At 63.7% G+C, this 26,874-nt stretch carries 23 protein-coding genes; 8 read left to right on the plus strand and 15 right to left on the minus strand.

Annotated features, from left to right (window positions below; translation table 11 throughout):
• Positions 1-129: 129 nt before the first annotated feature.
• The 3 genes from QQL24_RS34055 to uppP form a co-directional block, all read right to left on the minus strand.
• Positions 130-1,197, minus strand: coding sequence for a glycosyltransferase family 4 protein (locus tag QQL24_RS34055; RefSeq protein ID WP_284316769.1), 1,068 nt, complete (start codon positions 1,195-1,197; stop codon positions 130-132).
• 7 nt (positions 1,198-1,204) lie between these two features.
• A complete protein-coding gene (locus QQL24_RS34060; protein WP_284316770.1) occupies positions 1,205-2,044 on the minus strand; it encodes a UDP-2,3-diacylglucosamine diphosphatase in 840 nt (279 codons plus the stop codon).
• Between the two features lie 139 nt (positions 2,045-2,183).
• Positions 2,184-3,044 (minus strand): undecaprenyl-diphosphatase UppP, encoded by an 861-nt coding sequence (gene uppP, locus QQL24_RS34065; protein ID WP_284316771.1) that lies wholly within the window; start codon positions 3,042-3,044, stop codon positions 2,184-2,186.
• A gap of 206 nt (positions 3,045-3,250) precedes the next feature.
• Here uppP and QQL24_RS34070 point away from each other — a divergent pair, with 206 nt between their 5' ends.
• Entirely contained in the window at positions 3,251-3,685 is a 435-nt protein-coding gene (locus tag QQL24_RS34070; protein WP_431310803.1) for a DUF2852 domain-containing protein, read from the plus strand.
• Positions 3,686-3,771: 86 nt separating this feature from the next.
• Here QQL24_RS34070 and QQL24_RS34075 read toward each other — a convergent pair whose 3' ends face one another.
• Positions 3,772-5,088 carry an OmpP1/FadL family transporter gene (locus QQL24_RS34075; protein ID WP_284316773.1) on the minus strand — a complete coding sequence of 439 codons (1,317 nt, stop codon included), beginning with the start codon at positions 5,086-5,088 and terminating at the stop codon, positions 3,772-3,774.
• A 357-nt stretch (positions 5,089-5,445) separates the two neighbouring features.
• On the opposite strand from QQL24_RS34075, the gene QQL24_RS34080 reads away from it, so the two are divergent.
• The gene (locus QQL24_RS34080) at positions 5,446-6,294 is read left to right on the plus strand and encodes a fumarylacetoacetate hydrolase family protein (protein WP_284316774.1); all 849 of its coding nucleotides are present in this window, start codon (positions 5,446-5,448) and stop codon (positions 6,292-6,294) included.
• Positions 6,295-6,517: 223 nt separating this feature from the next.
• Positions 6,518-7,531 carry an Ntn hydrolase family protein gene (locus QQL24_RS34085; RefSeq protein WP_284316775.1) on the plus strand — a complete coding sequence of 338 codons (1,014 nt, stop codon included), beginning with the start codon at positions 6,518-6,520 and terminating at the stop codon, positions 7,529-7,531.
• Between the two features lie 164 nt (positions 7,532-7,695).
• On the opposite strand, the gene QQL24_RS34090 is transcribed toward QQL24_RS34085, so the two are convergent.
• Both QQL24_RS34090 and QQL24_RS34095 read right to left on the minus strand, forming a co-directional pair.
• Positions 7,696-8,235: a hypothetical protein gene (locus QQL24_RS34090; RefSeq protein ID WP_284316776.1), complete on the minus strand. Its 540-nt coding sequence runs from the start codon at positions 8,233-8,235 to the stop codon at positions 7,696-7,698.
• A 188-nt stretch (positions 8,236-8,423) separates the two neighbouring features.
• Complete coding sequence (locus tag QQL24_RS34095) at positions 8,424-9,758, minus strand: dicarboxylate/amino acid:cation symporter (protein WP_284316777.1); 1,335 nt, start codon at positions 9,756-9,758, stop codon at positions 8,424-8,426.
• A gap of 241 nt (positions 9,759-9,999) precedes the next feature.
• Here QQL24_RS34095 and QQL24_RS34100 point away from each other — a divergent pair, with 241 nt between their 5' ends.
• Complete coding sequence (locus QQL24_RS34100) at positions 10,000-11,823, plus strand: sensor histidine kinase (RefSeq protein ID WP_284316778.1); 1,824 nt, start codon at positions 10,000-10,002, stop codon at positions 11,821-11,823.
• The gene (locus QQL24_RS34105; RefSeq protein ID WP_284316779.1) at positions 11,820-13,196 is read left to right on the plus strand and encodes a sigma-54-dependent transcriptional regulator; all 1,377 of its coding nucleotides are present in this window, start codon (positions 11,820-11,822) and stop codon (positions 13,194-13,196) included. The genes QQL24_RS34100 and QQL24_RS34105 overlap by 4 nt, the downstream gene beginning before the upstream one ends.
• A 121-nt stretch (positions 13,197-13,317) precedes the next feature.
• Here QQL24_RS34105 and aceA read toward each other — a convergent pair whose 3' ends face one another.
• Entirely contained in the window at positions 13,318-14,616 is a 1,299-nt protein-coding gene (gene aceA / locus QQL24_RS34110) for an isocitrate lyase (RefSeq protein ID WP_284316780.1), read from the minus strand.
• 146 nt (positions 14,617-14,762) lie between these two features.
• Complete coding sequence (locus QQL24_RS34115; protein ID WP_284316781.1) at positions 14,763-14,993, minus strand: hypothetical protein; 231 nt, start codon at positions 14,991-14,993, stop codon at positions 14,763-14,765.
• A 154-nt stretch (positions 14,994-15,147) separates the two neighbouring features.
• Here QQL24_RS34115 and QQL24_RS34120 point away from each other — a divergent pair, with 154 nt between their 5' ends.
• The gene (locus tag QQL24_RS34120) at positions 15,148-16,545 is read left to right on the plus strand and encodes a helix-turn-helix domain-containing protein (protein ID WP_284316782.1); all 1,398 of its coding nucleotides are present in this window, start codon (positions 15,148-15,150) and stop codon (positions 16,543-16,545) included.
• A 61-nt stretch (positions 16,546-16,606) separates the two neighbouring features.
• On the opposite strand, the gene QQL24_RS34125 is transcribed toward QQL24_RS34120, so the two are convergent.
• The 4 genes from QQL24_RS34125 to QQL24_RS34140 all read right to left on the minus strand — a co-directional run bounded on the left by QQL24_RS34125 (position 16,607) and on the right by QQL24_RS34140 (position 19,617).
• A complete protein-coding gene (locus QQL24_RS34125) occupies positions 16,607-17,353 on the minus strand; it encodes an SDR family NAD(P)-dependent oxidoreductase (RefSeq protein ID WP_284316783.1) in 747 nt (248 codons plus the stop codon).
• A 131-nt stretch (positions 17,354-17,484) separates the two neighbouring features.
• Positions 17,485-17,886: a DUF427 domain-containing protein gene (locus tag QQL24_RS34130; RefSeq protein ID WP_284316784.1), complete on the minus strand. Its 402-nt coding sequence runs from the start codon at positions 17,884-17,886 to the stop codon at positions 17,485-17,487.
• A gap of 55 nt (positions 17,887-17,941) precedes the next feature.
• Positions 17,942-18,787, minus strand: coding sequence for an alpha/beta hydrolase (locus QQL24_RS34135; RefSeq protein ID WP_284316785.1), 846 nt, complete (start codon positions 18,785-18,787; stop codon positions 17,942-17,944).
• Between the two features lie 83 nt (positions 18,788-18,870).
• Positions 18,871-19,617, minus strand: a complete 747-nt coding sequence (locus QQL24_RS34140) for an SDR family NAD(P)-dependent oxidoreductase (RefSeq protein ID WP_284316786.1) — start codon at positions 19,615-19,617, stop codon at positions 18,871-18,873.
• A 152-nt stretch (positions 19,618-19,769) separates the two neighbouring features.
• On the opposite strand from QQL24_RS34140, the gene QQL24_RS34145 reads away from it, so the two are divergent.
• A complete protein-coding gene (locus QQL24_RS34145; RefSeq protein WP_284316787.1) occupies positions 19,770-20,651 on the plus strand; it encodes a LysR family transcriptional regulator in 882 nt (293 codons plus the stop codon).
• A 43-nt stretch (positions 20,652-20,694) separates the two neighbouring features.
• Here QQL24_RS34145 and QQL24_RS34150 read toward each other — a convergent pair whose 3' ends face one another.
• Positions 20,695-22,452, minus strand: coding sequence for an adenylate/guanylate cyclase domain-containing protein (locus tag QQL24_RS34150; protein WP_284316788.1), 1,758 nt, complete (start codon positions 22,450-22,452; stop codon positions 20,695-20,697).
• A gap of 166 nt (positions 22,453-22,618) precedes the next feature.
• On the opposite strand from QQL24_RS34150, the gene dinB reads away from it, so the two are divergent.
• Positions 22,619-23,704, plus strand: coding sequence for a DNA polymerase IV (gene dinB / locus QQL24_RS34155; RefSeq protein WP_284316789.1), 1,086 nt, complete (start codon positions 22,619-22,621; stop codon positions 23,702-23,704).
• A gap of 39 nt (positions 23,705-23,743) precedes the next feature.
• Here the strand turns inward: dinB and QQL24_RS34160 are convergent, their stop codons facing one another.
• On the minus strand, positions 23,744-24,355 hold the full coding sequence (locus QQL24_RS34160) for a helix-turn-helix domain-containing protein (protein WP_284316790.1): 612 nt from the start codon (positions 24,353-24,355) through the stop codon (positions 23,744-23,746).
• Between the two features lie 100 nt (positions 24,356-24,455).
• Positions 24,456-26,771: a xanthine dehydrogenase family protein molybdopterin-binding subunit gene (locus QQL24_RS34165; RefSeq protein ID WP_284316791.1), complete on the minus strand. Its 2,316-nt coding sequence runs from the start codon at positions 26,769-26,771 to the stop codon at positions 24,456-24,458.
• Positions 26,772-26,874 lie beyond the last annotated feature (103 nt).

The raw sequence follows: 26,874 nt of genomic DNA on the forward strand, positions 1-26,874 counted from the left end.
GCCAGAGCAGCAAAAACACCATATCAACGAACTTCGTGACACAGTAGAATGAAGACCGGCATCTTGCCATGGAGGTCGAGGGCATGCCGGTCTGAAGACCGGTACACCGATTCTGGCAGTCGCCTGGGCTCAGGCCGGCAGCCTTGTGCGCTCGCTTTTCAGCATCACCGGCTTTTCAGGCGCCTCCTCCAGCACCCGCCCCGCCGCCTGCATGATGTTGCCGACGAACTGGCGGGCGCAGGCGTCCCAGGAATAGTTCAACGCCTCGGCCCGGCAATCGGCAGGATCGAGCGACAGGCAGGCCAGCGCCGCCTGGCGCAGGTTCTTGTCCAGCACGCCGGCCTTGGTGCCGCCAATCACGTCGATCGGCCCCGTCACCGGGAAGGCGGCAACCGGCAGGCCGCTCGCCATGGCCTCGAGCAGCACGATGCCGAACGTGTCGGTGAGGCTCGGGAAAACGAAGACATCGGCCGAGGCATAGGCCTGCGCCAGATCCTCGCCGCTCTTCACGCCGGCGAAATGCACCTGGGGATAGCGCGCCCGCAGCATCTCCAGCGCCGGGCCACCGCCCACCACCACTTTGGAGCCCGGCAGGTCGAGACCGAGAAAGGCCTCGATATTCTTTTCCACCGCCACACGGCCGACATAGAGAAAGATAGGCCCGGGCAGGTCAAAGATGCGCTCGGGGCGCGGACGGAAAAGCTCGGCATTGACCCCGCGCGACCAGCGCATCAGGCGCTTGAACCCCCTGCCCGACAGCTCCCTCTCCAGGGCCGGCGTCGAGACCATGATGCCCGAACCGGCATTGTGGAAGCTGCGGATCCAGCGATAGCTCCAGTCGAGCGGCACCGGCGCGCGGGCGGCGATATATTCGGGAAAGCGCGTGTGATAGCTGGTGGTGAAGGGGCGCCTGGCCTTGAGGCAGGCGCGCCGTGTCAGGATGCCGACCGGGCCCTCGGTGGCGATATGGATGAAGTCGGGTTTCACCGCCCTGATATGGCGCTCGATCGCGCCCGGCGGCGGCAGAGCCAGCCTGATCTCCGGATAGGAAGGCATCGGCACCGACCAGAACCTGTCCGGCGCCAGGAAGCTGAACTCCACGCCGAGCTTCGTGGCGGCGGCTGCCGTCTGTTCGAGCGAACGCACGACCCCGTTGACTTGGGGCCGCCACGCATCGGTCGCGATCAGAATTTTCACTGCGCCCTCACGCCGCCCGCTGCGGGATCAGGGCACCGCTCTTGCCGGCATCGCTTTCGTCGCTCGTCCTGGTCTCGGACTTGTTCATCTCGCTCACCATGTCGCTCCAGCGCACGATCTCGAAGCGGCCGTCGAAATGCTCGATGATGGCGGTGCAGCTTTCCACCCAGTCGCCCGAATTGATGTAGGTGACGCCTTCGAGGTCGCGCAAAGTGGCGTGATGGATATGGCCGCAGATCACGCCGTCGCAATTGAGGCGCTTGGCTTCCCGGGCCAGTGTTTCCTCGAAATGGCCGATGAAGTTGACGGCGTTCTTCACCTTGAGCTTGGCCCAGGCCGAGAGCGACCAGTAGGACAGGCCGAGACGGCGGCGGGCGACGTTGAGCCAGGTGTTGACGCCGAGCGCGGTGACATAGGCCCAGTCACCGAGGAAGGCCAGCCATTTGGCGTGGCGTACCACCACGTCGAAGGCGTCGCCATGCATGACGAGGTAGCGCTTGCCGTCAGCGGCGACATGCACGGTCTGCTCGATCACCTCTATGCCGCCGAAATGGTGGCCGGGAAAGTCGCGCAGGAATTCGTCGTGGTTGCCGGGTATGTAGACCATGCGCGCGCCCTTACGGGCTTTGCGCAACAGCTTCTGCACCACGTCGTTATGGCTCTGCGGCCAATACCAGCCGCTCTTCAACTGCCAGGCATCGACGATATCACCGACGAGATAGATCGTCTCCGCATCGTAGACGCGAAGGAAATCGAGCAGCATGCCCGCCTGGCAACCACGCGTCCCCAGATGGACGTCCGAAATAAAAAGCGCTCTGTAGCGCGTGCCTTCGCTGTCATTGTCCATGGCACCATCCTCGACTGTGGCCCAATGGCGTGTCGTCAGTCTGGTTTGCACAGGGCGTAAGCGAAACCGACGGCGCGTCTTTCGCTGTCACAAACACGATTCAGTTCATGGTTTTATGACAATTCCCGGGATTGGCTGCTTAGTGAAAGGAAACCCACAGCACGACCGCCCCGAGCACGATGCGGTAGAGGGTAAAAGGCCAGGTCGAGAAGCGCTCGAGGATCCGCATCAGGCTCCACAGAGCGGCGAATGAGGAAATCGTGCCGACCACGAGCCCAACAGCCAAGATGAACCAGCCCTGGCTGTCGAGATGGGCATGGATCAGCGTGGCGACTTCGTGCAGGCCGGCCAGGGCAATGGCGGGAATGCCCAGGATGAAGGAGAAACGCGCGGCTTCCTCACGAGTGAAGCTGCGGAACAGCGCAGCGGTCAGCGTCGAGCCAGAGCGGGAAACGCCGGGAATGAGCGCGCCGACCTGCGCCACGCCCACGATCACGGCATCGCGCAGCCGCATGTCCTCGACCTTGCGCTCATGCCGCGCCACGAGTTCCGCCACGGCGAGCAGGGCGCCCATGACGAGGCAGGCGACACCGATCACCGGCAGGCCGCGCAAGGGGCTGTCGCAGCGGTTGAGGATCGGCGAGAGCAGGAGCCCGGCAATCACGATCGGGATGGTGCCGAGCACCACGCCCACCGCCAGACGGAAGTGATCCGAGGAGAAGTCCCTGGTGCGCACCGCCGTCAGCGTGCCCCCGATCATGGCGCGCACATCGGCCCAGAAATACCAGACCACGGCGCTGAGGGCGGCGAGCTGCATGGTGGCGGAGAAGGCCGAGCCCGGGTCCTGCCAGCCGAGAATCGCCGGCACCAGACGCATATGGGCGGTGGAAGAGATCGGCATCAATTCGGTGATGCCCTGGACCACACCCAGGATCGCCACCTTGGCAGCGCCCAGGGCGACAAATCCGGTATCCACTCCCTCGGTACATGCGCCACTCATCAGCATCCTGCTCCTGCTACCCGCGATTTTGTTGCGCTGCACACAGACCGTGCAATCAAGGCGGCTTTGGGGCAGCAGAATTAGATGTCCCTTAGAAAAGCATCGAAATGATAAAGATTAAATCGAACAAAGCTTTTCGAAGTGCCCTTGCAGCCCTTCCCCACCACCCCCAATTGCTCCGGTGCTGGGTTGCAACATAGGAGAGGATAATGACCTCTTGTTCTACGCGTGGCCGTTGGCATCCGCTGCATGTCGTTGCGGTGATCGCCGGCTTTATGATCTGGTGGCCGCTTGGCCTGGCGGCGCTGGCCTACTTCATCTGGGGCGATCGCTTCCCCAGGGAGAAGGTGCGTGACGGATTCGAACGGGCCAAGGCGGAGTTCACCGGTTTCGGCCGCGACTACCGTGGCTATGGCTTTGCCGGCCAGGGCTGGTCCGGCACGGGCAATGCCGCTTTCGACGACTATCGCCGCGAGACACTGCGTCGCCTCGAAGAGGAACGCCGCCGTATCGAGGAAGAGGGCCGCGCCTTTGCCGAATTCGTCGCGAACCTGCGTCGCGCCCGCGACAAGGAGGAGTTCGACCGTTTCATGGCCGAGCGCAATGCCTCCCGCAACAATGGCGAGGGCCCGAACGTCTAAAAACCGCGCCAATGGTTCATCGCGTAAAAAGCCCGCGCAGCTACCGCTGCGCGGGCAAATTTTTGGGAGGAAGAAACGCTTCGGTCTTATGGTTTCACAACAGCTTCCGGCATTTTTTGAACGGCGTCGCTGCCGAACTTGTAGCGGAAGCCCAGCGAGACGATGTCGACATGTGCCTTGACCTTGGCCGAGAAGGGGACCGTGACAGCAGGAGCCAAAGGATTGACGGATACGAGCTGCCTGACTTTTCCGTCCGGAACGAAGCCATGACTGTAGGCAAGGTCAACGGAAATATGGTCGTTGAAGGCATAGGATGCGCCTCCCGACACCCAGAAGCGGTTTCCGTCGGGAATAGAGGTGGATCGATTGCTATCATCCACCGGCGCGATTTCGTAGGCGATGCCACCCCGCAGGGTGAGCGCATCATCCCAGCGATATTCCGCGCCCACCGCCATATCCCATCCGTCCCGATAGTGGAAATTGAGCGTGGCGGGGGTAGTGCCAGCAAGCGGGCCGCCGGTCGCCCGGAAAGGCACGGTCTGGACGCGACTCCAGTTTCGCCATTCCAGAGAGGCTAGGGCCGTCCATTGCGGCGTGAGTACCTGGCTGAAGCCGATGGTCGCCATCTCGGGAAGCGTGACCTTGCCTTCAACAGGCGTGGTCGCGCCCCCTGCAACGAGATGGCCCCCAAGCGTCAGAGAAACCGGTGACCGGTAGCCTAGCGCGATTTCACCACCCTGCCAGGGCTTGATGGTCGCACCGACCGTAAAGCCTACGCCCCAATCGTCAAGGTCCTCCAAAGTGCCAGCTTGGAAGCCAGGAACCGTACCTAAAATATCGCGCGAGAAACGCGCCTTGGCATAAAGGATCGACGGGCCAGCCGCGATGCTCAACCAGTCATTGAAACGATAGCCGACCACAATGTCGGTGTTGACTGCCATGGCCTTGGAGGTCTCGGCAATTCCCGACCCCTTCCATAAACGCTCCGGTTTGGTCGCCAGCCCGTAGGGCGTCGTTATCGCCACACCGACGACCCAGTCGGAATTGATGCGATAGGCGCCATAGGAAGCGGCGGAGGGGCCGTCGATGCCGACATTACCGGAATTGTTGCTGCCAGAGAGGAAAGGAAAAGTTCCCGGTTCCGCTCTCATCGACCCATAGGGCACGATGAGCGAATAGTTCGAGCTCCATTCCAGGCCCGTGGCGGAATTAATGGCTGCCGGGTTCCAGAACATGCCGGACAGGCCGTAGCTGTCGGTGCCTGCACCGGCAAAGGACATGCCGGCACCGATGGTCGATTGTTCGCGAAGCGCAAAGCCACCGGCGAGTGCCGTAGAACTGCTCAATGCCGCAAGGGACGATGCAGCAATGACGGCGATATAGGTATGCTTCTTACCAGACACTTTATATTTCCCCCGGACGGCGCCTCTCCAATTTCGTAAAGGTCGCTGCATTATTCTCTGAATCACCCCTGCCGGGAGATTTCTGTTGCATCCTCGCTCAATTGTGGCGGGGGGCCAATATGCTTGTGGCGAGAATGTGTCGTTTCGTAAGCAGGCGTGACATTTTCGTAACGCCTCGGGTTCGCGTGGTCGTTATCTCAATTTCTCAGACAATACTTGCGGGCCGCCCCCACGATCGGGCATGATCCGCCCGGCCGAGCGAAGGGCGGCAACTCGCCCGAACGCCCCTGGTTCATTCGTCAATGATTGCATAGACAGCCCTGAAGGGCTGCATTTCTCGCCCAAAGGACCCCCATTATGAAGTTGGTACGATATGGCCAGCCAGGCTCGGAAAAGCCCGGCCTGATCGATGCGGATGGCAAGATTCGCGATTTGTCGGCCCATATTGCCGATCTGAAGGGTGACGCTTTGTCCCCCGCCTCCCTGGCCAAGATCGCCGCTCTCTCCCCCGATTCGCTGCCGAAAGTGACGGGTAATCCACGCCTTGGCTCCTGCGTGGCCCAGCCGGGCAATTTCATCGCCGTCGGCCTGAACTATGCCGATCACGCCGCCGAAAGCGGCCTGCCGATCCCCCGCGAGCCCGTGCTCTTCAACAAGGCGCCCTCCTGCATGGTCGGCCCCCATGACAACGTCGTCATCCCGCGCGGTTCGAAGAAAACGGACTGGGAAGTCGAGCTCGCTATCGTCATCGGCAAGCGCGCCTCCTATGTCGAGGAAAAGGACGCTCTCTCCTATGTCGCCGGCTATGCCGTCTGCAATGACGTCTCGGAGCGTGCCTATCAGACCGAAGGGACGGGCCAGTGGATGAAGGGCAAGGGCTGCCCCACATTCGGCCCCCTCGGCCCCTGGCTAGTGACGCCCGACGAAGTCGGCGACGTGCAGAACCTCGACATGTGGCTCGATGTCGACGACAAGCGCATGCAGACCGGCTCGACCAAGACCATGATCTTCGGCGTTGCCCATATCGTGCACTACATCTCGCAATTCATGATCATGGAAGCCGGTGACGTCATCACCACCGGTACGCCGCCCGGCGTCGGCATGGGCATGAAGCCGCCGCGTTACCTGGAACCCGGCAATGTCGTGACGCTCGGCATCGACAAGCTCGGCACCCAGAAGCAGACCTTCGTCGCCTGGAGCGCCTGATCGAGGCTTGCGGTACCGGATCTGGCCAAGCTGGATCCGGTAGCGCGCCTGTCACGATCATGGATGTAGTAAAAACGCCATAAAGCCTCGCGAGGATCCGCCCGCTGACTGCGGCGGCAGGTTGCGAGAGGTCTCCATGAAATTCTTGGACTTTCCCCGTCGCAGCTTTCTCAAGTCGGGGCTGTTGGTAGGATTGGGCCTGTCGTCTGGAACGGGACAAGCCATGACTGCATTGCCTGCCATTCCTGTCTTCGACGCCCGTGAGGGCGGCCCCGTTGCCCATGCCAGGGTGCGGGTGCCCACCATGCGCGCCCTTCTGCAATCCTGCCTCTCGTCCCTGCCCTCTGTCGCCCAATGGGGTGTCGCCGGGCTCGATGCCGCCGCCCACAAATGGCTGGTCGCAAGCGGCTCGGCCTATGTCGGCGAGATGGACGCGATCGCCGCCCTGCTCCCGGAGAAAGGGGTCTATCTCCTCAATGCTGCCTATGAATGGGGCTGCACCACCCTCGCCGCCCCGGCGCCGGATCAGCGCAGTGCGCGTCTCCTCAGAACGCTGGACTGGAATTTCGACGGCCTCGGCCGCCATGTCGAGGTGGTGCGGCAACAGGGCGTGGCAGGCGAGTACTGGAACGTGACCTGGCCAGGGGCGGTCGGCGCGCTGACCGCCATGGCGCCCGGACGGTTCGCTGCCTCGATCAACAAGGGCCCAACGCCCGACGCCGGCGACAAGGCGCCCGGCGCTCCAAATCTCGCCGCGCTCAGGACCGGCCTGCTGCCCTCGATGCATCTGCTGCGGCATGTCTTCGAAACCGCGCCTGATTATGCGGCTGCCCGCGTGCTGCTCGAGCGTACGGCAATCGCGGCCGACACGATCTTCACGCTTGTCGGCCTCGAACCCGACGAAACCTGCGTCATCGAGCGCAAGCCGGACGACTATGTGACGCATCAGGGCGTGAGCGTCGCCGCCAATACCTGGAACTACGGACTCTGGGCCAAGCACTGGGGCGAGGGCGAGGAAACGCAGAGCGACAGCGCCGCCCGCCGCGCCACCATCGCTCCCTATGCCGGCCGGTCGATGGCCCCCTTTGCCTGGGTCGAACCGCCCCTGCGCAACGAGATCACGCGCATCGCCGTCGAGGCCAATCCGAAGCTCGGAAATCTGTGGGTACGGGGGTACGAAGCGACAGCCGACCGGGAGGACTCGGTTCAGGTGACGGCGGATCTGGAGATCGCGTGAGAGAACCGTTGCCCTGGGCCGGCTGGTATGACGGTGGGGTGTCATTCGGCAGGGCCGGAGTTTCCATGCCGGTCTGAAGACCGACACACCGAAACGCGGCGCCCCTGGTATGCCGGTCTTCAGACCGGCATGGAAACGAGGCATCTCCCAGAAAAAGCTCTTCCTCAGAGCGCCAAAGCCGGCCGCCTGTCGCCCTGCAGATCGTGGAGCACCTGCAACTGGTTCAGAGCTTCCTGCCGCAGGAGATTGCAGTCATCGCGCTCCTCATCCGTGTTGAGCATGCCTACCCAGTCGAGCCGCGCCACGGCGCATTCCTCGAGATAAGCGAGGTTTCCGCTCAGGCCCCAGCCAAGAAAGGCGTCGATGACCTCAAGAGAGCTGAGCACGCGCGAGCGCCCGGCTGCCTCATGCTGTTCGATATCACGCAGAATGCCATCAGGCAGGAAGGGCTCGGTTGTCTCCGCCAGCGCTTCGACCCTCTGCCTGTCGGCACACGGTCCGCGTCGGATATCATCCAGTACCGCTTCGAGTGCCCGCAGGAAAGTCCGGCCGCCGGGGCGACGCGACAGGGAAGCCCTGACCTCCTCATCCGTCAGGATCACGTTGCAGCACCAGGCGGCGAACTTGCATTGCCCGCTGCGGTCGAGCCTGCTGATCGCCGTATGCATATCGCTTTTGTATTGCGAGAATTGGAGCGGCATCATCAGTTCCTCGTCAATGGACATTCCAGCGGATTTGTCAAACTCTTGTGTCAATAAAATATGTCAAAACAAAGAGTTAGGACAAACGGTGATTCGCCGGAGACACACCTTGCCGCAAACGCCGGCGGCCCGCCAGCCTCTGCCGGCAGACCGCGATGATGGCAGCCGGCAAAGCCGGCTGTTGAAGCGCCTCACTCTGCAGGCTGCAATACGGCCCCCTCTTCCGCCGGAAGATCGGCACCGCTCAGGGCCGCGGCGAGCCGCTCCTTGTCAAGCTCGCCTTCCCAGCGGGCGACGACGATGGTCGCCACCGCATTGCCGACCAGATTGGTCAGGGCACGGCATTCCGACATGAAACGGTCGATGCCGAGGATCAGCGCCATGCCGGCAACCGGGACGGCCGGCACGACGGCGAGCGTCGCGGCCAGGGTGATGAAGCCGGCGCCGGTGATGCCGGCCGCGCCCTTGGAGCTGATCATCGCGACCAGTAGCAGCACGATCTGCTGCCCCCAGCTGAGCTCGATGCCCGTCGCCTGGGCGATGAACAGGGACGCCAGCGTCATGTAGATGTTGGTGCCGTCGAGATTGAAGGAATAGCCGGTGGGGATGACGATGCCGACCACGGATTTGCGGCATCCGGCCTTCTCCATCTTGTCCATCAGCGTGGGCAGCGCCGCCTCCGAGGAGGAGGTGCCGAGGACGAGCAGCAGTTCCTCCTTGATGTAGCGGACAAGGGCGATGATCGAGAAGCCGTTATACCAGCCCACCGCCCCGAGCACGATCAGCACGAAGAGCAGCGAGGTGAGATAGAAGGTGCCGATCAGCATGAGCAGATTGGCAATCGAGCCGATACCGAAGGCGCCGATGGTGAAGGCCATGGCACCGAAGGCACCGATCGGGGCAGCCTTCATCAGGATGGCCACCATGCGGAACATCGCCGCCGACAGCGAGTTCAGCACCGTCATCAGCGGAGCGCCGCGATCGCCCACCAAAGCGAGGGCGATGCCGAACAGCACGGAGAAGAACAGCACCTGCAGCACATCCCCGCCCGCCAGCGCGCTGATCGGGTTGTTCGGGATGATGTTCGTCAGGAAGCCGACGATCGTCTGGTCATGCGCCTTGGCGGCATAGTCGGCCACGGCCTTGGGATCGAGTGTCGCGGGATCGATGTTGAGGCCCGCGCCCGGCCGGATGACATTGCCGATGACGAGACCGACCACCAGCGCCAGCGTGGAGAAGGTGAGAAAGTAGATGAAGGCCTTGCCGACCACACGGCCGAGCTTTTTCAGATCGCTCATGCCGGCGATGCCGGTGATCACGGTGAGGCAGATCACCGGGGTGATCACCATCTTGACGAGCTTGATGAAGCCATCGCCCAGCGGCTTCATTGCCGCGCCCCAGCTCGGATAGAGATGGCCGAGCAGGATGCCGATGACAATGGCCACGATGACCTGGAAATAGAGACTGGCGTAGAGCGGCTTCTTCTGTGGCGGTCGTGCCGCTTTGATATCGCTGGCGGAGATCATGTTTTCCTCCTTGGGGGCCCCCTCGGCATTGCGATGCCTGGCCCAGAAAGGTTTCCTCGACGCCGCGTTTTACCTGCGGCTGCCTCCACCCTCCGCAAGAACAATGCCAACTTCCTAACTCATTGATTCTTATCGATGTCTCGTTTGTTCTTCTCGCGAGAGCACGAAAAATGAGCGGAAATCCACACAAGAAACTTGCCTGAGTGCGATTTTCCGCACATGCTTGCCAGCGAGAGGAAGCATGGACGCAGCGGAGCAGCGCTGGCGGCGCGGGCGCCTGGAATGGCTGGTCTTTGTCGGGCTTGCTCTGGCAAGCCTGCTCGCTTCGACTTGGCTCGCCGCCAGTTATGGCGTGCGGCAGGCGGCCGAGGGATTGCGCTCGCAAGCCAATGGCAGCGTGACGCTCGATGTCGCCGTGCTGCGTAGCGAGCTCGACAAGCAGCGCACCCTCGCCTTCGTGCTCTCGCGTGATCCGGATGTCATCGCCACGCTCGGAACGCCCGATACCGCGCATCTCGCCGCCATGAACACCAAACTGGAAGCGCTCAATGCCGGTACGCGCTCAGCGGTGATCTACCTGATCGACAAATCCGCTACCGCCATCGCTTCGAGCAACTGGCAGGCATCCACCAGTTTCGTCGGCACCAACTACCTCTTCCGCCCCTATTTCACCGTGGCCGTCTCGGACGGCCAGGCGGACCATTTTGCCCTGGGCACGGTGAGCCAGCGGCCGGGCCTCTATGTCGCGCGCCGGGTGGAAGGACCCACCGGCTTCCTAGGCGTGATCGTCCTCAAGGTCGAGTTCTTCAATGTCGAGGCGGACTGGCACCAGTCGGGCGCGGACGTCTATGTCACCGATCCCCGCGGCATCGTGCTGCTGACCAGCGTGCCGGAATGGCGCTTCCGGACGCAGACCCCGATCCCGGACGCGGACAAGGAAAAGATCCGCGCCTCCCTGCAGTTCGGCGACGTCCCTCTCGCGCTGATGCCCTTGCAGCGCAGCGAGCAGGCAATTCCCGGCTCGGATTTCGTCACCGTCCCCGGCAGCGGGCTGCATCTGGCCAGCGAGTCCGACGTGCCCACCACGGATTGGCGTCTGCATCTTCTTGAGCCCGCGGGCGAGGCGCTGTCGGCCGGCGCCGCCACCATGCGCGCCACGGCTTTCGGTATCGTCGGCTCGGGCCTGGTGCTGCTCGGCATTCTCCTCCTGCGCCGCCAGCGCGCCATCGAGCGCACCGCCGCGCTGACCGAGGCTCAGGTCGAACTCGAACGGCGCGTTGCCGAGCGTACGCAGGATCTGCGCCTCAGCAATGCCCGCCTGTCGGCCGAGATCGACGAGCGCCAGAAGGTCGAGGCCAAGCTGCAGGTCGCCCGCGACGAGCTGGCCCAGGCCAATCGCCTCGCCGTCCTTGGCCAAGTCACGGCGGGCCTCGCGCATGAGGTGAACCAGCCGGTCGCCGCCATTCGCAGCTTTGCCGACAATGCCATCACCTTCCTCGACCGCAGCGAACCGAGCCCGGCGCGCAAGAACATGGCGACCATCGCCGGTTTGACCGAAAAGATCGCCGACATCATCGCGCAATTGCGCCGCTTCTCGCGCAAGGCCACCGGCGAGCTCGGCCCCGTCTCGGTCAAGGAGGCGCTGGATGGCGCCCTGCTGCTCGTCGGCATCCGGGCGCGGCGCCAGAATGCAGTGGTGACGGTGCCCGAGGTCGCAGACACCCTGCAGGTGATGGCCAATCGCGTGCGGCTCGAACAGGTGCTCGTCAATCTGCTTCAGAACGCGCTGGAAGCCTTGGAGGGGCGCGCTCACCAGGCCATCGGCATCGATGTCGCCGAAGATGCCGGCCTGGTGCGGCTGACGGTGAGCGACAACGGCCCGGGCATGGCGCCGGAAGTGGCGGCCAATCTGTTCACGCCCTTCGTGACCACCAAGCCACGCGGTGTGGGGCTTGGGTTGGCGATTTCGCGCGATATCGTCGAGGAACTCGGCGGGCGCCTCGAGGTGACGAGCGAGCCCGCCAAGGGCTGCCGTTTCGTGATAACCCTGAGAGGTGCTCCATGAACGCTCCTCGTCCCCTGCCCATCGCCTTCATCGACGACGACCAGGATCTGCGCGAGGCCAATGAGCAGACGCTGCTGCTGGCCGGTTTCAGGCCCGTGCTGTTCGAATCCGCCCTCGAGGCCCTGGAGGTTCTGGATGAGAGCTTCGAGGGGGTGGTGGTCACCGATCTGCGCATGCCGGAGATCGATGGCATGGAGCTGTTCCGTCGCCTGCGCGCTCGCGATGCCGACCTGCCCGTGATCCTGATCACCGGACATGGCGATATCGCCACCGCGGTCGAGGCGATGCGGGAGGGCGCATATGACTTCCTCGCCAAGCCCTTCGCTTCCGACAGGCTGATCCAGAGCGTGCGCCGGGCGGCCGAGAAGCGGCGCCTGGTGATGGAAAACCGCCGCCTGCGCCTGGCGGCTGAAGCGGCGCAGACGGCCTCGCCGCTGATGGGCGAAGCCCCTGTCATGCAGCGCCTGCGGGAGACACTGAAGGCCATCGCGGACGCGGATGTCGATGTGCTGGTGATCGGCGAGACCGGCGCGGGCAAGGAACTGGTCGCCGATCAGTTGCACCGCCTGGGGCGCCGGCGCGACGGCCATTTTGTGGCCCTCAATTGCGGCGCGCTGCCGGACACCGTGCTCGAAAGCGAGCTCTTCGGCCATGAGAGCGGCGCCTTCACGGGCGCCTTGAAGAAGCGCGTCGGACTGATCGAGCATTCGAACGGCGGCACGCTGTTCCTGGATGAGATCGAGAGCATGTCGCTGGGCGCCCAAACGCGCCTCCTGCGCGTGCTGGAGCAGCGCGAGGTCACCCCGCTCGGCAGCAACAAGGCCCGGCCGGTGGATCTGCGCGTGGTCGCCGCCGCCAAGAGCGATCTCGGTGATCCCCAGCACCGGCTCACCTTTCGCGAGGACCTGTTCCACCGGCTGAACGTGGTGACGCTGCGCATTCCGCCACTGCGCGAAAGGCGTGGTGACGTGCCGCTGCTGTTCACCTTTTTCCTGGGCCAGGCCTGCCGGCGCTTCCAGCGCGAGATGCCGGCCCTGTCGGACGCCATCCACCGCCATCTCGCCACGCATGAATGGCCGGGCAATGTGCGCGAACTCATGCATTTCGCCGAGCGCGTGGCGCTGGGGCTGGCGGACCTCGATGCCCCGCCGCCGCCCACGCGGGAGGACGCCACGCTGCCGGAGCGGCTGGAACTTTACGAGGCGGAGCTCATCCGTAACGCCCTGACCCAGCACAAGGGCGATGTGCGCGCCACGCTGCAGGCGCTCGGCATTCCGCGCAAGACCTTCTACGACAAGCTGCAGCGCTACGGCATCAATCGTGCGAGCTTTGAGGTCCCCGGGAGCGCGGACATCCCTACGACACTCAAGTGAGTGTCGGACGATCCGCTCTTGAACCGGTGTCGGTAAAAGAAAGGGCGCGGACCTCCATGGTCGCGCCCTTTCCTACATGCGATTCGGTTCAAGAGCGGACGGGACGTCCGCGCTCCCGGCGTCAGAACTGCGCCACTTCGGTCGACCCGGCCATCGCGGCCGTCGAGCTCTGCCCTTCGCCCAGGATCGTCGCCACCGCGTCGAAATAGCCGGTGCCGACTTCCCGCTGATGCCGCGTCGCCGTGAAGCCGTGGACCTCACTGGCGAACTCGGCCTGCTGGAGCTGCGAATAGGCGGCCATGCCGTCCTGCCTGTAGCGCCGCGCCAGGTCGAAAGTGGTGAAGCTCAGATTGTGGAAGCCGGCCAAAGTGATGAACTGGTATCTGTAGCCCATCGCCGCGATCTCACGCTGGAAGGCCTTCATCGCGGCCGCGTCCATATGCTTGGCCCAGTTGAAGGAGGGCGAGCAATTATAGGCGAGCATCTGGTCGGGATGGACCTTCCGAACCGCCTCGGCAAAGCGCCTGGCATCGGCAAGGCTCGGCGTCGAGGTCTCGCACCAGACGAGATCGGCATAGGGGGCATAGGCGATGCCGCGGGCGATCGCCGCCTCGAAGCCGCCCTTCAGCACGTAGAAGCCCTCGGCCGTGCGCTCGCCGGTGATGAAGGGTGCGTCCTGCTCGTCGATGTCGGAGGTGATCAGGCGGGCCGCCTCGGCATCGGTGCGAGCCATGATCAGGGTCGGCACGCCCATGACATCGGCGGCGAGGCGCGCTGCGTTGAGCGTCTTGATGAAGGTGCGTGTCGGCACCAGCACCTTGCCGCCGAGATGGCCGCATTTCTTTTCCGAGGCAAGCTGGTCCTCGAAATGCACGGCGGCGGCGCCCGCCTCGATCATCGCCTTCATCAGTTCGAAGGCATTGAGCTGCCCGCCGAAGCCGGCTTCTGCATCGGCGATGATGGGCACGAAATAATCGAACTCCGGCCCGGTCTTGCCGTCGAGGCGCTCCAAGGTCTGGATCTGGTCGGCACGCTGCAGCGCCTTGTTGATCCGCCTGACCACGGCCGGCACGCTGTCGACCGGATAGAGGCTCTGGTCGGGATACATGTTGCCGGAGGAGTTGGCGTCCGCCGCCACCTGCCAGCCGGAGAGGTAGATCGCCTTGAGGCCAGCCTTGACCTGTTGCACCGCCTGGTTGCCGGTGAAGGTGCCGAGCGTCGGCACGAACTCTTCCGTATGCAGCAGTTCCCACAGCCGCCTGGCGCCGTGTTCGGCCAGCGTATGGCGCATCGGCAGGGAGCCCGCGAGCCGCTCCACGTCGCGGCGCGTGTAGGTGCGGCGGATGGTGCGCCAGCGATCTGGCGCCCAATCAGGCGCGGGGAAGCTCTCGGGGGGATGCGGTTTGACGGTGTCGAGCATGGGGACTGGTCCTGGGTAATCTGCAGGCAATGGATGGAGCGATTGGCAAAAGGCGCGGTTTCCCGGGTGCGCGGACATCCTGTCCGCATCTTGGAAACGCCGTGCTCGCCGGAAGAAAGAGGCGGAGGGGAGATCCGCGCTCCCGGTCAGCCCCTCATCCTGGCGAAGGTCGCCGCGATCATCGGCTGGCCCTCGAACATGTGCTCGGCGCCGCTGCTGTTCACGCGGGTGAAGCGATGACGGCCGATCCTGTGCACGATTGAGAACTCCCTGTCTGCCAGCCCCTGGGCGCGAAACTCGGCATTAATCTCGGCCATGCTGGCGCCGATGATGGTGATGAATTCGTCGCATTCGTTGCTCTGGTGCATCTGGCTCATGACATTCTCCTCAATGGGTGATGTCAATGATTGACACTGCAGCGCAGTAAGGCAAGATATATTGATAAATCAAAGCGTTAATTTGAAAACGCTTGTAAAGAAAACTTTGTAATTCTGTAAATCCTGTCAAGATGGCGGGATTGGAGAAAGAGTGATGCAAGAGACGGATCCGCGTATCGGCGGTAAGATCCAGCGCCTGCGCCGGCAAGGCCGCATCTCGCAGGCCCAACTCGCCGGCTCGCTCGGCATCTCGGCGAGCTATCTCAACCTGATCGAGCACAATCGCCGCCGCATGACGGTGCCGCTGCTCTTGAAGACCGCTTCCTATTTCGGCGTCGATGCCGGCGAACTCGCCGAGAACGACGATTCGCGCCTCGCCGGCGACCTGATGGAGCTATTCGGCGACGACGTCTTCGCGGACAGCGAGGTGACCAACCAGGATGTGCGCGACCTCGCCACTTCCAACCCGCAGATCGGCCGCGCCATCGTGCAAATGTTCGACCGCTTCAGGGCCCTGCGCGGCGCGGGCACCGGCGTGACCTCCGCCGCCGAGGCCGGCTATCACGTCGCCACCGACGCCGTGTCGGACTTCCTGCAGCTCAACAGCAACCACTTCCCCTTGCTGGAGGCGCAGGCCGAGCGTATCCGCGCCGAAATCGACCAGTTGTCGGACTCCTTCGAGCAAGGTCTCAAGCTCTATCTCTTCAACGTCTTCGGCCTGCAATGGCGGCTCGGCGCCCTGCCCCATGGCCTCGCCGGCCGCCTCAGCAAGGACCACGAGATCTTCGAAACGGCCGACGTGCTGCCGCCGGAAACCGCCATCTTCGCCGCATCCCATCGCCTCGGCCTCCTCGCCACCGCACGCGAGATCGACCGGCTCATCGAGGCAGGCAACCTGCCGGCCGATGCACCGGCCCTCGCCCGCCACGCCCTCGCCGCCTATTTCGCCGGCGCGCTGATCATGCCCTACGAGCCCTTCCTGCGCGCCTGCAAGGAGACACGCTACGATATCGACCGCATCGCCAGGCGCTTCAATGCCAGCTTCGAACAGGTCTGCCACCGCATGACCACGCTGCAGCGACCGGGACTTTCCGGCATACCGCTTCACCTGATCCGGACGGATATCGCCGGCAACATCTCGAAGCGCTTCTCGCTCTCGGGCATCCATATCCCCCGCCATTCCGGCGCCTGCCCGCGCTGGAATGTCTATGCCGCTTTCCTGCATCCCGGCCAGATCAACGTGCAGGTGAGTCAGATGCCGGAGGGCCAGCGCTATTTCTGCATCGCCAAATCGCTGACCAAGGGCGGGCACCGCCACAACGCCCCGCGCCGCTACCTCTCAATCGGCCTCGGCTGCCATATCTCGCATGCGCAGGACATGGTCTATTCGGACGGCATCGACGTCTCCAATCCCGCCCAGGCCGTGCCGATCGGCGTCGGCTGCCGGATCTGTCCCCGGCTCGACTGCGGACAGAGGGCGCACCCGCCGGCCGAACACAGGCTGCAGTTGAACGAGGACGAGCAGGCGGAGAGCCTGTATTCGAGGATTTGAGAAGATGCCGGCAAATACCTCCTCCTCGGTGAGGACTTCTGACGTGAGCCCCTGATAAAGCTCAAAGCTTGGAGCCCCCGTCCACGCGTAGGGTATCGCCGGTGATCCAGCGCGCTTCATCCGAGGCGAGGAAGGCGACGGCTCCGCCTATGTCGTCTGGTTCGGCCAGGCGCTTGAGCGCCTGGATACCGAGCGCGAAATCGCGGCCCGCGTCGGTCTTGGTGAAGTTCGACATGTCGGTCTGCACGATGCCGGGCGCCACCGCATTCACGCGGATGCCGCGGGGACCGAGTGCGGCAGCGAAATGCTTGACGAGCGTATCGACCGCGCCCTTGGTCGCTGCATAAGCGGGAATCGTGCCGACCGAAGCACGGGCTGCGAGCGAGGACAGAAGAATGACGCTGCATCCCTGGCACATGATGGGGAGAAGTTGTTGGACCAGGAAGAACGGCGCGCGCACATTGACGGCAAACAGCCGATCAAAATCCTCGACCGTCGTCTCCTCGATCGTTGCCGCCTTTGAGATGCCCGCATTGGCGACGAGAATGTCCAGTCGATCTCCGACGACGGCGCGAACCTGCTGCGCGAGCTTGCCTGCACCGTCCGCAGCGGCCAGATCGGCGGCAACGATCTCAGCACGGCCGCCGGTCCCGCGGATTTCCTCGACGACGAGCTGAGCCTCCGCCTTCCCCTGCCCATAATGCACGAGCACCTGGGCGCCAGCCCTTGCAAGAGCAAGGGCACTGGAGCGGCCGATGCCGCGCGAGGCGCCGGTGACGAGAGCGGTTTTTCCCGAGAGCGAGGTCATGATCCAGGTTCCTTCCGGTCTGTGAGGCTGGTGTCGGGGCGTAGCAAGGCGGCTGCCGGTGCGGGGATCCGCGGCGGCGCCTGATTGGTCACCCGCCAGGCTGGAGCCAGGCCGGTTTGCGTGGAGAGCGGCTAGTCCCCTGCCCGTTCCTCGATCGAGTTGATGCGATCGGGGTAGAACGCGACGTGACCCTTGATCGCGGCGACCGCGGCATAAGGCGCCTCATAACTCCAGACGGCGTTGATCGAACGCTCGCCGCCGGTCGGGATGCTGAAATAGGCGCAGTCCCCCTTGTAGGGGCAATAGGTGGTGTGATCCGTCCGTTGGAGCAGCGTCATGTCCACGTCCTGCCGTGGCATGTATTGCACGGCGGCATAGCCAGCCTCGCGCAATGTCAATGCAGCCCGTGTATCAGCGACAACGCGTCCCGCGGCCTTGACCACGACACGATGGGCATTGCGCTCGATCGTGATGGGGTGACCCTGGCCGGGGACCTTGATGGTCTTTGTTTTTGGCTCGGCTGGATTTGACATGGCTTCAATCCTTCAATGGGGTGCCCGGGTCTCGGCCGCAGCGCCTTTCTCGACGTCATGCATCGAGGAAGAGTTTGGTGTGCCGGACAAACAGGTCGGGGTACTGATGGTGGGCGCCGTGATTGGCGTCGGGGTAGAGGATGAGCTGCGCATTGGGGAGGTGCTGCTGCAGCAGGTAGGAGTTGATGGTCGGGATGATGATGTCGTTGCTGCCGTTGACCACCAGGGTTGGCTGGTGCAGGTCCTTCAAATGGGCGTAGGTCTCGTCCCTCTCCGCGCCATAGGCAGCGATGGCGGTGGCCTGGGCCTGGACCGTCTCCATCGAGACATCCGCGTCGCGGTACTTGCGGGCCATCATGCGAGCCAGATAGGCGTGCCCGGCGGCCTGGCTGTCCTCGGATGGCGTGAACAGGATCGGCAGCCACATCTCCTCCTGATGCTCGTATTTCTTGAAGAACAGGGCCTGCGTTTCCGGCGGCATCGCACCAAGGCCGATGCCGCCGCGCGGCGCGGTGCCGACCAGAACGAGTCGACGCACCAACTCGGGTCGGTCGAGTGCAACCTGCTGAGCTATGATGCCGCCCATCGAGTGGGCCAGCAGGTCGACGGTCTTGAGGTTGAGTGCGTCGATAAACGCCTCCGCGTCGCGTGCGGCCTGCCGGATTGTGTCCGGCGTGGTGCCGGTGGAGGAAGCGACCCCGGCATTGTTGAAGAGGATGACCTCGCGGCCAGCGGCGAACGCGTCCGTAAGTGCCGGGTCATGGTCGTCGAGATTGCCCATGAAGTGCTGAAAAAAGACCAGAGGGGCACCGCTCCCGGCACCGAAGCGGCGGTAGGCGAAACGGATACCGTCGGCTTTGACGAACTGCGTCGGCGCGGTCTCATGACTATGCTGGGTCATTGGCTTTCCTTCTTTGTTGTGCTCAAGCCGGAATGTGAATCGGCCGAGATCAGGCGCGGAGCAATCTCCGCGCCTGGACAGGATCAGTTGGCGCTATGGCCGCCGTCGACGTTGAGAACGTGGCCCGTGATGAACCTCGCTTCGTCTGAGGCGATGAAGACGATGCCGTCGGCGACCTCTTCTGAGAGGCCGAGCCGACCCAGCGGGACCTGTCCCGCGAGAACTGCCTTGTTCTCTTCTGTCTCCGTGAAGCGCGTGAGCATGCCGGTGTCCGTGGGACCGGGCGCCACGGCATTCACGCGAATTCCCGACTTGGCAACTTCGAGCGCCACCGACTTGGTGATGCCTTCGACGGCATGCTTGGCGCCGACATAGATCGAGGCGCCGGCCGCGCCCTCATGCCCATAGGTCGAAGAGATGTTGATGATGTTTCCGCTCCCCTGGACCTGCATGGCACGCACTTCGTGCTTCATGCTCAGAACCACGCCGAGAACATTGGTGTCGAACGTCGCGGCAAAGCTCTGCGATGTCTGTTCGGTGATCAGACCGCGATCGCCTTCGGTGGCGGCGTTGTTCACAGCGACATCGAGACGGCCAAACCGGGCGACAGTTTTGTCGACCATGGCGCGGACGTCGTCCTCCTTGCGGACATCGGCATTGACGAACTCCGCCTCCGAGCCGAAAGAGCGCAGCTCTTTGACAAGCGCCTGACCGGCCTCATCGCGCCGCCCGGCAACGACCACCTTCGCGCCCTTCTTGGCAAAGGCGACGGCGGCAGCACGGCCGATGCCCGTCAGTCCACCGGTAATCAAAACAACTTGAGTGCTCATGGTTCCAGTCCTTCGAGATATGACCTCCGCGCAGCGAAAGCCCCGTGGCGATCACGGACAGTTGGTTTCTGTTGGGCTGAACCTAGGTTCTTCTGGCACCCCGGAAAAAGACTTTGTAAGCTTGCCTCCATACCTACGAGGCATGGGATCGCATGGAACTGAGGCATCTTCGCTATTTCATCGCCGTCGCCGAGGAGGGCAGCCTGACGCTGGCGGCGGAGAAGAGGCTGCATACGGCACAGCCCTCCCTCAGCCGCCAAATCCGCGATCTCGAATATGAGGTCGGCGTTCCGTTGATGAGCCGCAGCGTGCACGGCATCGAATTGACCGCCGCAGGCAAGGCCTTCCTCGAGCATGCCAGGCTGGCGCTGGCCCAGACCGAGGCTGCGGTGGAAGCAGCCCGCCGGGCGGCGAAACCGCTCAAGCCGATTTTCGCTGTCGGCTTCCTGAGTGGTCAGGAGGTCAACTGGTTGGCGGAGACGACGCGCGTCTTGGCCAGCGAGTTGCGGAATATCTCGATGACGATATCGAGCGAGCACTCGCCCGACCTCGCCCAGCTACTGGCGACAGGCAAGCTGGATATCGCCTTCATGAGGGCCGAGCCTGATTGGCCTGACCTCAGCTACATCACGGTCACCAGCGAGAAGTTTGTCGTGATCATGCCGAGCGACCATCGTCTCGCAGCCTGCGAGAGCGTGGATGTACGCGAACTCGCCGGCGAACTGTTCATCAGTGGATCTGATATCGCTGGTCCAATGCGGAGGGCCATCGAGAAATACCTGGCGGACAACAACCTTGAGATCGAAGCGGCCCACCGCGTCCACAATCTGACCATGGCAATGTCGCTGATCGCCTCGACGAGGGGCGTGGCCTTGCTTCCTGCCTATGCCGAGAACTTCCTGCCGTGGTCCGTCACCAGCCGCCCCCTCAAGGGCGAGGCGCCCACCATCGATCTGGTCATCGGGTACAATCGGACCAATACATCGCCAACGCTCGCGCTCTTCCTATCCCGCGCCGACCAGCTCAAGAAGTGATCGTGTCTGGCCGACGCCCTGCGCCACAGCCCGGCCGAGCGTCTCAAAACGAGAGGCCTGCCTTGCGGAGGCCTTCTACGCGGTGCTCGAAATCCTCGGGCTTCCGATACGGCAGGACCTGGCGGCGGCGTTCGACCGAGAAGCTGGGATTGAGCCTCATCGTGTTTTCCCAGGCCCGCTGGGCCTCCTCGCGATGGCCGAGGTGCCCGTGACACGACGCAAGCAGGGCATAGGCGGTCGCGGCCTGCTGGTTTCGCGTGAGCCGCTGCTCGAGTGCCGATATCGCCTTGGCATAGTCGCCGAGGGAAAAATGCGCGTCGGCGAGAGCCTGCAGCGTGATTTCCAGATAATGTGGATCCAGCCGCATATAGATATCGAGCGTTTCCAGGGCATGGGCCGGCTCGCCGGAGAAGATCTGGACATTGGCGAGCAGGAGCAGGAGCTCCACGGAGTTGGGCGCAAGGGCGAGGCCCCGCTGCGCTTCGGCGAGTGCGCTGTCGAGCTCCCGTCGCCATGTATGCGCGACGCCCAGCGCGAAGTGGCTGGCGGGCTCTTCGTCGTCCATCTTCACTGCGCGCTGCGCGAGTTCCAATCCGGTCCCCAGCGAGTGCTGCGGATCGTCGGAAAAGGCGTTGGCGTAGTCGATCAAATGGGTGAAGGCGGCCAGGGCATAGGCCGCGGCATAGTTCGGATCGATGGCGATCGCGCGTTCGAACAGGTCGCGCGCCGCGATATTGCCCGGTCCGGTCGTCCCCCATGCCAGTTCGCGGCCGCGCAGGAAAAGTTCGTAGGCCTGAATGTCGACGGCGCGCCTGGAGGCCAGTTGCTCGTGCGTGCCAGCCGTCAGCTTCAGTTTGAGTGCGGCCACGATCTCCTGCGTGAGTTCGTCCTGGACGGCGAAAATGTCGCTGAGGTCGCGGTCGAACCGGCTGGCCCAGACATGGCCGCCGCTGCTCGCGTCGATGAGCTGCGCCGTGACTCGGACGCGATTTCCCGCCTTGCGTACGCTGCCTTCGAGCACGTAGCGCACGTCGAGCGCCTTTGCCACCTCCGGGATGGAGATGGCAGCTTTCTTGTAGACGAAAGACGAGTTGCGCGCGATCACGTGGAGGTCCGACAGCCGCGAGAGGTCGGTAATGATGTCCTCGGTGATGCCGTCGGAGAAATATTCCTGCTCGGCGTCGCCGCTCATGTTGTTGAACGCGAGCACGGCAATCGAGGGCTTGTCGGGAATGGCCGGCGCCGAAGCTTTCTCCAGCGCCGCGGGTTCGGCCTCGGCGGGGACACCAATTTGCACCGAATAGATGCGGACTGGTTCCGCAATGTTCTTGAGTTGGGTTGGGCCGAGATCGGTGACCGCAAGATCGAGCCTGCCTCTCACCTGACGATAGGCGTCCTCGGAAAGACAGATCGCGCCGGGTTTGGCTGTTGCTTCCAGTCGCGCCGCGATGTTGACGCTGTCGCCATAGACCCGGGTCTCCTCCCAGATAATGTCCCCGAGATGGACGCCGATGCGAAATTGCATCCGCCGATCCTCCGGGACGACGAGGTTGCGCTCGGCCATGATCTTCTGGATGGCGACCGCACATTCGACGGCCCGCACCGCGCTCTGGAACTGCGCCAGGATGCCGTCGCCGGCCGTGTCGACAATCACGCCTTCAAACTGACCGATCATCGGCAGCACCACAGCCTGATGCGCCTTGAGATCACGCACTGTCGCGGTCTCGTCCTGCCCCATCAGCCGCGAATAGCCGGCCAGGTCGGCGGCCAAGATCGCAGCAAGTTTCCTACTTTCAGTCATGGTGGCCCTCTGCTACGCGCCACTGTTACACGTACCTAGGCCAAAAGCGCACGATGGGGCAAGCCGGCAACTCCGCACGGTCTGCGCACGGAGCAGAAGCGATCCTTGAGAAGGCTCTTTCGGTGCTGACAGCCCTGGGCAACCGGCTCTGCTATAGTCACGCCTCATGGCAGAATCGGCACCCCGCAAGATCATCCATATCGACATGGATGCGTTCTACGCCTCCGTCGAGCAGCGCGACGATCCGGCCTTGCGCGGCAGGCCTCTCGCGGTGGGGTATGCCGGCAAGCGCGGGGTGGTGGCGGCAGCGAGCTATGAAGCGCGGGCGTTTGGCGTGAGGTCGGCCATGCCGTCGGTGACGGCCTTGCGCAAATGCCCGGAGCTGATCTTCGTGCCGCCGCGCTTCGAGGTGTACCGCGCGGTTTCGCGCCAGATCCACGCGATCTTTGCCGAGTTCACCGCCCTGATCGAGCCACTGTCCCTCGACGAAGCCTATCTCGATGTCACCGAGAATCGCGCCGGCCTTCCCTCCGCCTCGGCGACGGCGGAGGCGATCCGCGCCCGCATCTTCGAGGAGACCGGGCTGACGGCCTCGGCCGGAATCTCCTACAATAAATTTCTCGCCAAGCTCGCCTCCGACCATCGCAAACCCAATGGGCAATATGCGATCACACCGGCCATGGGCGCCGCCTTCGTGGAGACCCTGCCCGTGGGCAAGTTCCACGGCGTCGGGCCCGTCACCGCCGCGAAGATGAACCAGCTCGGCATCTTCACCGGGGCGGATCTCAGGGACCGCTCGCTCGACTTCCTGCGCCAGCATTTCGGCAAGGCCGGCGCCTGGTATCATGCCATCGCACGCGGCGAGGACGACCGGGAGGTTCAGCCGGACCGGCCGCGCAAATCATCCAGTTCGGAGACCACCTTTTCGGACGATCTTACCGAGCCGGCCGACATCGAGGCCGGCGTCCTGGCGATGGCGGACGAGGTGTGGGCCTGGTGCGAGAAAGCGCAGGCCTTCGGCCGCACCGTGACAGTGAAGATCAAATATGCCGATTTCCAGCAGGCCACGCGCAGCCGCACCCTCCCTGCCCCGGTGCATTCTCAGGAGAGCCTGCGGGCCACCAGCATCGACCTGGTGCGCAGCGTCTTCCCGCCCACCAAGGGAATCAGGCTGCTCGGGGTGACGATGTCGGGTTTCGAGAGCGGCGATCTGGCAGACGATCGGCAGCTCGACCTGGGGTTGGAGAGGTAGGGAGCCCAACAGCCTTTCCCGATTTCGGGAAACCGGCCGTCACTCCATCAGCGCCGCCTTCATGAAGCACACCATGGTCGCATGGGCGGGTTTGTTGCCGACCACGCGGATGGCATGGGGGCGGTCGCAGCGATAGCGCAGGGTCTCGCCGGGGATGGCACGCTCGATCACGCCGGCGACCTCGACCTCCACCTCCCCCGCCAGGATCGAAAGGCACTCCACCGAGCCACGCTGGTGGGCGTCGCTCTCCAGCACGCCGCCCGGCTCGGCCTGGAAATCATACCATTGCAGCCATTCCACCGTCTTCAGCCAGCCGACCACTGCGAGGCGGCATTTACCGTCGTCCGAGAAGATCACCGGCGTGTCGACCTTGGTGGTCTTCTCGATGAAAGGGGCGTCCTCGGTGCTGCCGAGCACGCGCTCGATCGAGACATCGAGGGCCTGCGACAGGCGCCAGATGGTGGCGAGGGTGGGGTTGGTCTCGTTGCGCTCGATCTGGCTGATGATCGACTTCGCGACGCCCGATTGCTCCGCTAACTCCGACAAGGACAGGTTATAAGCCTTGCGCAAGCGCTGGACCGTCTTGCCGAGCTGGCCCGACAGCGCCACCGCGCCGGCATCGAGTTCGCTCCGCTTCTCCAGTCCACTCATGCGCTACCTTCGTTTGTTATGACGAACGATCGTTTGTTCCAGCGGACAATAGAACAAACAAGCCTTGCGAGGAAAGGGTTTTTGGAGGGCGCTCCCAGTGCTATTCCGCCGCCTGCTTGCGGCTGGTCGCGTCCTGGATCGTGCGCCAGACCACTTCGGGTGTCGCCGGCATGTCGAGCCTGGTGACGCCCACGCCGCGCCGGAGCGCGTCGATCAGCGCGTTCATCACCGCCGGCGCCGCGCCGATGGTGCCAGCCTCGCCCGCGCCCTTGATGCCGATCGGGTTGTTCTTGCAGGGCACGTTGCGCGTTTCGAAATGGATGAAGGGCAGGTCGTCGGCCCGCGGCAGGGCATAGTCGGTGAGCGAGGCCGTGAGCAGCTGGCCCTCTTCGCTGTAGACGGTGCGCTCCAGCAGCGCCTGGCCGATGCCCTGCACCACACCGCCATGGACTTGGCCCTCCAACAGCAGCGGGTTCACCACCATGCCGAAATCGTCGACGATCGTGTAGGCGAGGATGTTGGTGACGCCCGTCTGCGGATCGATCTCGACCTCGCAGATATGGGTGCCATTGGGATAGGTCGCCTCGCCGGGCTGATACTCGTCTTCGGCGGTGAGCAGTTCGGGCGTCGCCTTGGGCAGGCGGGCAATGGAGGTGAAATCGATCGCCTTGTCGGTGCCGACGACACGGACGCGGCCATCGACGATTTCGAGATCGGCGACGCCGGCTTCAAGCTCGTCGGAGGCGAGTTCCTTCAGCCTGTCCGCCAGGGTGCGGCTGGCCTTGGCGACGGAAGCGCCGCCCACCGGGATCGAGCGTGAACCGCCGGTGCCCCCGCCGGTCTTGATCAGGTCGGAATCGCCCTGAATGACATTGATCCTGTCGAGCGGCAGGTCGAGATGCTGGGAGACGAACTGGGCATAAGCGGTCAGGTGCCCCTGCCCGTTGGTCTGCGTACCAATCAGCACCGTGGCGGTGCCGTCCTTCTCCAGCTTGACGCTTGCGGCCTCCTTCGGGCCGTCGGCACAGGCCTCGATATAGGTCGACATGCCGATCCCGCGGAACTTGCCCGCCTTCTTCGAGGCCTGCCAGCGCGACTTGAAGACGTCCCAGCCTGCGACAGCCATGGCCTTGCGCATATGGCCTTCGAATTCGCCGGAATCATAGGTTCGTCCGGTCGGCGCCTTGAAGGGCATTTGCTCGGGTGTGACGAAGTTGCGCACGCGCACCGTATCCACCGACAGCCCGGTTTCGAAGGCGATGGCATCCATCAGGCGCTCGATCAGATAGGCGGCCTCGGGGCGACCGGCGCCACGGTAGGCGTCCACCGGCAGCGTATTGGTGAGGACGCCGCGCACCCGCACATCCATGGCGGCGATGGCATAGGCGCCCGTCGCCATCAGGGCGCCGAGCCAGGGGATGAAGGGCGCATATTGTGACAGATAGGCCCCGAGATCGCCGATGATGTCGATCTTCACCGCCAGGATCCTGGAGCGCCGGTCGAGCGCCGCCTCGATGCGGCTAATATTGTCGCGGCCTTGCGTATCGGCGAGGAAATGCTCGCCGCGGTCGGCGAACCATTTCACCGGCTTGCCAAGCCGGCGCGCCGCTTCGAGCGCCAGGGGATATTCGCGATACAGGAAGGCCTTGGTGCCGAAGCCGCCGCCGACATCGCCGGTCTTCACATGGATCTCGTTCGGCTTCATCTTGAAGATGGATTTGGCCAGCGTGTCGCGCATCGAATGCACGCCCTGGCTGCCGACGGTGAGCGTGAAGCGCTTGCCGTCCCATTCGGCGAGGCACCCGCGGGGTTCCATGTAGTTCGCCACCAGGCGGTTGTTCACCACGTCGAGCGAGACGACGCGCGCAGCCTTCGCGAAGGCCTTCGCAACCTTCTTGCGGTCGCCGATCTGGGCATCATAGGCGAGGTTCGAGCCATGCTCCGGCCAGACCAGCGGCGAGCCCGGTTCGAGTGCGGCGACCGAACCGACGATCGCATCGAGCGACTCGTAATCGACGGGGATGGCTTCGGCGGCGTCGCGCGCATGCGTCAGCGAATCGGCCACCACGAAGGCGACGGCGTCGCCGACATGCCGCACCACATCACGGGCCAGCAACGGATAGGGCAATTGCTTCTGAACCTTGCCATCGGCGTTCTTCATCAGGGCCTGGCACGGCAGATCGCCGAGCGTCTTGAGGTCCCCGGCCGTCAGGATCAGCCTCACGCCCGGCATGGCCCTGACGTCATCGAGATCGCCGATGCTGAAACGGGCATGGGCGTGGGGCGAGCGCAGCACATACGCGCGCAACACCCCGTCCCGCGATTCATCGTCGACATAACGGCCCATACCGGTGATGAACGCCTGGTCTTCCTTGCGGCGCACGGCCTGACCAACACCAAATTTCGTGGGCGGCATGAACGATCTCCGGCAATAATTTATCGGGAACGGGTGCAATATGTCTGTCGAATAGCATGCTCCCAAGGGATTTCAAAAACAGGTACTTTCAAAAAACCCAAAG

The sequence above is a fragment of the Labrys miyagiensis genome (assembly GCF_030160835.1).
In the GTDB taxonomy this organism is placed as follows: domain Bacteria; phylum Pseudomonadota; class Alphaproteobacteria; order Rhizobiales; family Labraceae; genus Labrys; species Labrys miyagiensis.

Excerpts from the sequence above, each read along its gene's own strand:
- QQL24_RS34060 (WP_284316770.1), bottom strand. The coding sequence starts at position 2,044 with ATGGACAATGACAGCGAAGGCACGCGCTACAGAGCGCTTTTTATTTCG.
- uppP (WP_284316771.1), bottom strand. The coding sequence starts at position 3,044 with ATGAGTGGCGCATGTACCGAGGGAGTGGATACCGGATTTGTCGCCCTG.
- QQL24_RS34080 (WP_284316774.1), top strand. The coding sequence starts at position 5,446 with ATGAAGTTGGTACGATATGGCCAGCCAGGCTCGGAAAAGCCCGGCCTG.
- QQL24_RS34085 (WP_284316775.1), top strand. The coding sequence starts at position 6,518 with ATGACTGCATTGCCTGCCATTCCTGTCTTCGACGCCCGTGAGGGCGGC.
- QQL24_RS34090 (WP_284316776.1), bottom strand. The coding sequence starts at position 8,235 with ATGATGCCGCTCCAATTCTCGCAATACAAAAGCGATATGCATACGGCG.
- QQL24_RS34095 (WP_284316777.1), bottom strand. The coding sequence starts at position 9,758 with ATGATCTCCGCCAGCGATATCAAAGCGGCACGACCGCCACAGAAGAAG.
- QQL24_RS34100 (WP_284316778.1), top strand. The coding sequence starts at position 10,000 with ATGGACGCAGCGGAGCAGCGCTGGCGGCGCGGGCGCCTGGAATGGCTG.
- QQL24_RS34105 (WP_284316779.1), top strand. The coding sequence starts at position 11,820 with ATGAACGCTCCTCGTCCCCTGCCCATCGCCTTCATCGACGACGACCAG.
- aceA (WP_284316780.1), bottom strand. The coding sequence starts at position 14,616 with ATGCTCGACACCGTCAAACCGCATCCCCCCGAGAGCTTCCCCGCGCCT.
- QQL24_RS34115 (WP_284316781.1), bottom strand. The coding sequence starts at position 14,993 with ATGAGCCAGATGCACCAGAGCAACGAATGCGACGAATTCATCACCATC.
- QQL24_RS34120 (WP_284316782.1), top strand. The coding sequence starts at position 15,148 with ATGCAAGAGACGGATCCGCGTATCGGCGGTAAGATCCAGCGCCTGCGC.
- QQL24_RS34125 (WP_284316783.1), bottom strand. The coding sequence starts at position 17,353 with ATGACCTCGCTCTCGGGAAAAACCGCTCTCGTCACCGGCGCCTCGCGC.
- QQL24_RS34130 (WP_284316784.1), bottom strand. The coding sequence starts at position 17,886 with ATGTCAAATCCAGCCGAGCCAAAAACAAAGACCATCAAGGTCCCCGGC.
- QQL24_RS34135 (WP_284316785.1), bottom strand. The coding sequence starts at position 18,787 with ATGACCCAGCATAGTCATGAGACCGCGCCGACGCAGTTCGTCAAAGCC.
- QQL24_RS34140 (WP_284316786.1), bottom strand. The coding sequence starts at position 19,617 with ATGAGCACTCAAGTTGTTTTGATTACCGGTGGACTGACGGGCATCGGC.
- QQL24_RS34145 (WP_284316787.1), top strand. The coding sequence starts at position 19,770 with ATGGAACTGAGGCATCTTCGCTATTTCATCGCCGTCGCCGAGGAGGGC.
- QQL24_RS34150 (WP_284316788.1), bottom strand. The coding sequence starts at position 22,452 with ATGACTGAAAGTAGGAAACTTGCTGCGATCTTGGCCGCCGACCTGGCC.
- dinB (WP_284316789.1), top strand. The coding sequence starts at position 22,619 with ATGGCAGAATCGGCACCCCGCAAGATCATCCATATCGACATGGATGCG.
- QQL24_RS34160 (WP_284316790.1), bottom strand. The coding sequence starts at position 24,355 with ATGAGTGGACTGGAGAAGCGGAGCGAACTCGATGCCGGCGCGGTGGCG.
- QQL24_RS34165 (WP_284316791.1), bottom strand. The coding sequence starts at position 26,771 with ATGCCGCCCACGAAATTTGGTGTTGGTCAGGCCGTGCGCCGCAAGGAA.